This window comes from Streptomyces sp. NPDC059900 (assembly GCF_050270335.1).
In the GTDB taxonomy this organism is placed as follows: Bacteria; Actinomycetota; Actinomycetes; order Streptomycetales; family Streptomycetaceae; genus Streptomyces.
Window position 1 is genome coordinate 1 of the sequence record NZ_JBNNJZ010001047.1, and the last position, 1,552, is coordinate 1,552.

Annotated in this window: 3 protein-coding genes and 1 pseudogene; 3 read left to right on the forward strand and 1 reads right to left on the reverse strand. The window is 69.4% G+C overall.

Going from position 1 to position 1,552, the window contains the following annotated elements; genetic code table 11:
- From ACQKIP_RS47050 to ACQKIP_RS47060, 3 genes are all read left to right on the forward strand, one after another.
- Positions 1-513: WD40 repeat domain-containing protein (locus ACQKIP_RS47050; RefSeq protein WP_427745826.1), on the forward strand; the 513-nt coding region annotated here is incomplete at its 5' end.
- Between the two features lie 188 nt (positions 514-701).
- Positions 702-911 (forward strand): hypothetical protein, encoded by a 210-nt coding sequence (locus ACQKIP_RS47055; RefSeq protein WP_365856796.1) that lies wholly within the window; start codon positions 702-704, stop codon positions 909-911.
- A gap of 155 nt (positions 912-1,066) precedes the next feature.
- Positions 1,067-1,225, forward strand: coding sequence for a hypothetical protein (locus tag ACQKIP_RS47060; RefSeq protein ID WP_427745827.1), 159 nt, complete (start codon positions 1,067-1,069; stop codon positions 1,223-1,225).
- A gap of 31 nt (positions 1,226-1,256) precedes the next feature.
- On the opposite strand, the pseudogene ACQKIP_RS47065 reads toward ACQKIP_RS47060, so the two are convergent.
- A pseudogene (locus tag ACQKIP_RS47065) lies at positions 1,257-1,552 on the reverse strand (hypothetical protein); the annotation flags it as partial.

A 1,552-nucleotide genomic window follows, 5' to 3' on the forward strand; every position in this document is an offset into this window, starting at 1 on the left:
ATGGACACGACGGTCCGGCTCTGGGACACCACCACTGGCCAACCCATCGGCGAACCCCTGACCGGTCACACCGGGCACGTGCTGAGGATGGCGTTCTCACCCGACGGCCGCTTTCTCGCAACCAGCAGCAGGGACTGGACGGTGCGGCTGTGGGAGTCAGCCACCGGCCGGCGCGTCGGCGAACCCCTGACCGGGAACACCAACACTGTCTGGGAGGTGGAGTTTTCCCCCGACGGCTCCCAGTTGGCTGCTGCCGACGAGGACGGCTCGGTGTTGCTGTGGGACCGCGCTACCGGCCGACTCGTCGGGCACCCTCTGATGGGTCCCGCCGACAGCCGTGTAGCCGTGGCGCGTTCCTCCGGCAGCCCCTTGGTGGCAGTCGAATTCGGTGAGGGCGGAGTAGTGCGGTTGCGGGATGTTGCCACCGGACAGCAGTTCGGTCGGCTGCTGAAGACGCACACCGGTCACGCGGTGTACATCGCACTGTCCCCACGCATCCGGCGGCGCATGTGACGTGAGGCGTCGGCATCGGTCCGCGGCACCAGGAACCGCGGCCCCCACAGCGGCACGGCCGGCATGCCGCCTCGGAATCGGCGTTCCTTCGGCTGGCGAGCGATTTCAGATGCAGCACGAGTGTGAGGGAAGCGTGAAGGTCACCGGGCAGCCTGTACCGGGCCCGACGCGACTCTCGTTCCCCTGGCATGACAGATGCTCCGATCCCCCAGCCGCGGGCCGAGCTGTCCGCCGCCTACTGGCTCGACTCCCCGCTCCTGGAACAGCACGGCCTGTGCGGCTGTGGCCTCGAGGACGACGCAGCTCCTCGTCTCCGTGAAGGAACGGTTCGCTACCTGCTGGTCGGCCTGGCCTGCGCCCTGATCGTCATCGCCCTGGCAACGGCCCTGTCCGCGTGAAGAATCCCCGCACCGAATCCGGGAACGAGGACTCATCTCACCGGTGCTCCGGGCATCCCGGCCCGGATGCAGAACCCATCCGACCGGACGACGCCGCGAGCACGGACTGGTCGCCCGCCATCGTCCACCCGCCGTCCGGCACCGGAGGACGCCGGGTGACCGCGCACGGCAGGATCCTCGGCCTCGCGCACTCGGACGCCGACGTCATCGGATTCCTCCGGCTTGCCGGGCTGCCGGACGCGGAGGGACTCCTCGACGACCCGGCGCGGGTGAAGTGGCGCGGCGGACACGCACACCGATACGGCACGGCGTGACGCCTGATGGGGCTCCCCCGGCCCACAGCACCTACAGGCAGCCAGGCTCGCCCGTTTCCGCGAAGCGGACCACCGAGCGGCGGATGAGATCGAGGAACTCCGGGAAGTCTTCGGCGACCCTGTCGAACTCCGCGGCGTGCGAGGAAGCCGTCTGGGAGCGGTGGATCGCACCGCCCCAGTCGGCGACGAAGAGGATGCCCCCTCCGTCCGAGCCGATCACCATGCCGTGCGGGTCGTCGGCCAGCGGGATGAAGACATAGCCCTCCTCCGCCACCCGGTGCAGGACATCGCGGGCCGAGTGGATGAAGTAGCCGTTTCCCACATCGG

Excerpts from the sequence above, each read along its gene's own strand:
- ACQKIP_RS47055 (WP_365856796.1), top strand. The coding sequence starts at position 702 with ATGACAGATGCTCCGATCCCCCAGCCGCGGGCCGAGCTGTCCGCCGCC.